Origin of the sequence: Mycolicibacter senuensis (genome assembly GCF_003284925.1) — a bacterium.
In the GTDB taxonomy this organism is placed as follows: domain Bacteria; phylum Actinomycetota; class Actinomycetes; order Mycobacteriales; family Mycobacteriaceae; genus Mycobacterium; species Mycobacterium algericum_A.
The window spans coordinates 1-4,650 of record NZ_QMEX01000205.1 but is presented as its reverse complement, the minus strand read 5'-3'; the positions used below and the strand labels follow the sequence as shown (position 1 = coordinate 4,650).

The following is a 4,650-nucleotide window of genomic DNA, read 5'->3' as shown; positions in this document are numbered from 1 at the left end:
GGTTGGTGAAAAATGTTGTGGCACAGCGGCAATGGAATTATCCAGCCGATGCGGCGTTGGCCGCCTCGGTCGCCGCATAAGAATTGGCGCTGCTGTTCAGCGTGGCCACGAACGCCTGGTGGATGGCTTCCGCCTGAGCGCTGATGGATTGGTACATACTGGCGTGCGCGGCGAACTGGGCCGCGGTCAGCGCCGAGACCTCGTCCGCGGCAGCCGGAACGACGCCCGTGGTCGGCGTTGCCGCCGCGGCGTTCTGGGCGCTCAGGGCCGATCCGATGGCGGCCAGATTGCCTGCGGCCGCGGTCAGGGCCTCCGGTTGGGTGTTCACAAAACTCATCGGGCCTCCTCCGAAAGGTGCCGGCCGCCGAAGGACCGGCGTTCACCGGGTGCGTCGAGCGTGCACCCGCTGACAACGTTAGGCGTCATCGCGGAGCGGGGCTCAATACAACACGGTTTAAGGACAGTTCAGAACTCAGATACGGTGCCGAAGGCGGATCGGATCGAAACAATCAGCGATCCCCGATAGGCACAATCATCGGGACACAAGTCTCGTCGTCACCTCCTCACACAGCCGACACCGACGGGGGCGGGGTGAGACACCGGCCCCCCTATCTGCGCAATGGTGGCACCGCTGGCACCGCGCGTCAACCCGAACAGCAGGCCCGGCCCACTGTGAATCGGCTGGTGGGACACTGTCGGATCAGGACGGCTTCTTCTCGGCGACCGCCGCGCTGAGCCCTTCGGCGAGGTCCTCGCGGGTCAATTCCTTGAACTTATGCAGCCACTCGTCGCTGAAATCGGTGACGTCGCCCGCCAGCACCGCGTCGAGGTCGGAGTCGTCGAGCCGGAAACTGCGGTGGTCCCGCGCCTTCTCCACCACGTTGCGCACGAATCCGGCGTTGCCCAGCACGTCGATGCCGCGGATCAGATCGCCGTCCTCGGAGTAGTTTTCGTCAGCGTAGAACTTGGTGTAGGACGGCAGCAGCCCCTCGACCGCTTCGTCGGTGACCACGTCCTCGTTCTCGGCGCCCATCATCTTGGTCAGTTCCAGCAGTTCCGGCGGGGTGTAGCTGTAGAACTCGATCACCGTCGAGAACCGCCGCCGCAAACCCTGGTTCACCTCGAGCATCTTGTCCATGGCGTTGGCGTAGCCGGCGCCGAACACCACCAGCTCGTCGCGGTGGTTCTCCATGTAGAGCAGCAGCGTGTTGATGATCGCGTTGCCGTAAGCGTCGCCTTGGCTGTAGCCGCGTTCGTGCAGGGTGTGCATCTCATCGAAGAAGACCGCGCCGCCGAGCGCACCCTCGAGCAGTTCCTCGGTGTTCTTCTCCGCGTCGGCCATGTAGCGACCCAGCAGCTTGGAACGGTTGGTCTCGACCACCAGTGGCTTGCGCAGCACGGTCAGACCGCACAGTTGCTTGGTGAAGGCGCGCGCCACCGACGTCTTGCCGGTGCCGGGCGGGCCGAGCAACAGCGTGTGGCGGGATGTCACCGGGACCGGCAGTCCCATCTTGGCGCGCGCCAGGTTCACCTTGGTGGTCGCCTTGATCAGCTTGATCTCCCGCTTGGCCTGCTCCATGCCGAGCATGGCGGCCAGCTCCGCGTCGCCTTCGGCCAGGTACCGGGCGGCCTCTTCGGCGTGCCGATGCGCCTCGGCCTGTTCCCGGGTGGGGGCGCTGTCGGGGTCCCACGGATCGGTGCGGGCCTCGATGGTCTCCGGGTCGGTCAGGATCAGCCGGTAGTCCGGGTTGTCCAGGGCCTCGCGGGCCGGCGCGAACTTCGCGTCACGCGAATACACCCGGCGCAGCAACTCGGCGGCCTCGTCCTCACGGCCGAGGTGACGCATGCACATGCCCTGGGTGTAGAGCGCGACGTTGGTGGCACCGGGCACCCGGTCGCCCTCGATGGCCTCCTGGGCCCGTCGGGTCGCCTCCTCGAACACCCCCAGCGATGCCAGCGCCGTGGTGGCCATCGCGGCAGCGGCCGCCTTGAGCTCGGGCTGGCGCCACGGCGCCGCCGCCGGGAACTGCTTGAGCACGTCGGGCCAGCGGCCGGTCCGGAAGTACAGCATGCCGCGCACGTAGCCGACCAGCTCCGTTTCGAACGGGTTGCGCGGCTCGATGCCGTCGAGCAGTTTCGCCGCCTCCTCGTAGCGCTTGGCTTCGGCCAGCGCGGCGGCATAGGCGGCGGCCAGCGACTCCACGCTGGTGATCCGCAGCCGCAGGAACATCCCGTCGGAGACCTCCGGATGGAATTCCAAGTCGGACAAGCCCAGTCGGCGCGTCTCCCAGCCGAACGTACGGACGGTAGCCCAGGCGTTCGCCAACACCTCGATGTCGGAGTCACCGGCCAGTACCCGGGCCAGCCAGGCGTCGCACATGGTCGGGTCGATCGTGGTGGCGGTGGTGAACATCTGCAACGCCACCTGCGGGTTGTGGCTCGGCTGCAACCCGTTGACCGAGATCCCGGATGCCAGCATCCCGGCCACCATGGCGTTGCGGGCATCGGTCGCCGCCGATTGCGGGCTGGTCACGGCCGCGTCCCGGATGCCGGAACGGCGTACTGCTGCAACGCATCCACCGACACGACCAGGTGTTCGTCGTCCTGCAGTTCCCGGCCGGGCACCGGCAGGCGTGGATGCGAGGTGGGGGCCGGAAGGCTGGCGCAGACCGCCTCCAGCTGGCGCCGGCCCACGAACCGGTTCAGTGCGGCGCGCACGTTGCGGCCCAGCTTGCCGGCGCTGTGGTACCGCACCAGCACCGATACGCTGGTCGTCCGGCCGCCGCCCGGGGCGAGCCGCACCGTCACCACCGTCGCATCGGTCTCCGGGTACCACAGATGCTCGAGGTTCTCGTCGGTGATATCGGCCGGTGACAGCCAGAAATTGGTGACGTAGCCCTCCGGCCGGTTGCGGAACAGCCGGTGCGAAAGATGTCCGGCCTCCAGTCCCGCCAGCGTGGCCTCGTCGACGTCGTCGAATTCATCGGCGCGCAGCGGTCGCGCACTGATCAGGCGTCCGTCGACCTCCTCGGCCAACCGCTCGGTGGCCGCCGTCAGGGTCGCGGCCAACGAGTCGCGTGCCGCCACCGCATTGACGTTGTGCTGCGGGTCCATCCGCAGCACCAGCCAGGTTCGCCGGTGGTCGGGCATCGACGGGGTGTCGTCCAAGTCGACGTCCTCGCTGTCATTGGGCGCACTGCGGGTGCCCACCGAGACGATGTCGATGCTGTCCAATCGCACGTCGAACTGGCGCAATCCGCCGGCGAGCCGCTCCAGCGGGAGGGCCGCCGGCTCCAGCCCGCGTCGATGCCGGCCGGTCGCCTTCACCGGCCGCCCGCCCACCGCGATCACCGTCACCAATCGGCCCTGGTGCTCGCGCATACCGATCGGCTCCCGCCCGAAACGGCGGTGATGATCGACTGCCGGCGTGCGGCCGCGGCTCAGTGCCGGCTCCGGGTCGGCGAACTGATCGGCAATCCATGCCGCCCACATCGTGCTGATCGGCACCTGCCGGTAGGTGACCAGCGCGATGATCGCGACCAGCACCGCGACGCCGACGCCCGACCACCATGTGTAGACGGCGACCTGCTCGTCGCCGGGCCACCGGCCGGCCAGCACCAGTATCGCGATGTCGATCAGAAAGACGATGGTCACCCGCGTCCATGACAGGTTCAGACCTACTGCGTGCTGTGCCTTCATCGGTTCCTACGTGATCGTCGCAATGCTGCCACTCCCAGTGCCACACCGGCCGCCGCGACCGCCGCCAACAGCCCGGCCCCGGCGACCCACACCGGGGTCATGTCACGTTCCGGCGGCATCGGCGGCACCTGCAGCGGCGCCGACAGCCGTTCCGGCGGTTGGGGCGCAACGTCGGGAACATCCCACGTCAGCGCCGCCACCGGGTCAATGATGCCGTAACCCACCACGTTGTCGACCCCGCGTGCCGGTGGCCGAGCCGTGCGAGTCAACCGGTTGATCACCTGATGCGACGACAATTCCGGGTACTTGGCCCGTACCAGCGCCGCCACGCCGGACACGATCGCCGTCGAGAAACCGGTGCCCGACGGCACCAGCAGTGAGTTCTCCGGGCCGTCGACCGCGTTCATCAGCCCGTCATCGCGCGGCGAGAGACCCTCGATGTCGGTGCCGGGTGCGGCGATCGACACCCAGGGACCGGCGACGCTCGTCTTACCCAGTGGCGCTCCTGCCGAATCCACCGCACCGACCGTCAGCACGTACTCGTCGTACCAGGCCGGCGTCACCACGGTGTTGACTCCGTTCCAGTCGCGCGGGTCGTCGGGCCGCATCGCGTTATAGATCGGGTTCTGCTTGCAGTCGCGCCAACTCGTGTCGCCGGCGGCGGCGACGATCACCGCGTTCTTCTCGACCGCGGCGTAGCGCACCGCTGCGCCCAGATCTGCCTGATCGATGAGGTTGCGCACGTTCATGCAGATGGCGTGCGAGATGTTGATGACCCCGGCGCCCATGTTGGCGGCGTGGACGATCGCTCGCGCCATGGTACGAATCCCGTCGGTCTTCTCCCGCAGCTGCGGATCCTGCCCGTCGCCGAACGGCTCCTTGGGGCCGAATGCCTGGCTGTTCTGCCGGATCGAGATCAGTTGCACATCGGGGGCCACCCCGCTGAACGCG

At 67.9% G+C, this 4,650-nt stretch carries 4 protein-coding genes; all 4 read right to left on the bottom strand.

The annotated features are described in order from the left end of the window. Positions 1-37: 37 nt before the first annotated feature. Positions 38-337 carry a PE family protein gene (locus tag DQP56_RS22615; protein ID WP_013828836.1) on the bottom strand — a complete coding sequence of 100 codons (300 nt, stop codon included), beginning with the start codon at positions 335-337 and terminating at the stop codon, positions 38-40. 363 nt (positions 338-700) lie between these two features. Beyond that, entirely contained in the window at positions 701-2,533 is a 1,833-nt protein-coding gene (eccA, locus tag DQP56_RS22610; protein WP_112689234.1) for a type VII secretion AAA-ATPase EccA, read from the bottom strand. After that, positions 2,530-3,699, bottom strand: a complete 1,170-nt coding sequence (gene eccE, locus DQP56_RS22605) for a type VII secretion protein EccE (protein ID WP_112689232.1) — start codon at positions 3,697-3,699, stop codon at positions 2,530-2,532. Before eccE ends, eccA begins: the two co-directional genes overlap by 4 nt. After that, on the bottom strand, positions 3,696-4,650 hold a 955-nt coding region (locus tag DQP56_RS22600), incomplete at its 5' end, for a S8 family serine peptidase (protein WP_165825117.1). The genes DQP56_RS22600 and eccE, both read right to left, overlap by 4 nt.

Excerpts from the sequence above, each read along its gene's own strand:
- eccE (WP_112689232.1), bottom strand. The coding sequence starts at position 3,699 with ATGAAGGCACAGCACGCAGTAGGTCTGAACCTGTCATGGACGCGGGTG.
- DQP56_RS22615 (WP_013828836.1), bottom strand. The coding sequence starts at position 337 with ATGAGTTTTGTGAACACCCAACCGGAGGCCCTGACCGCGGCCGCAGGC.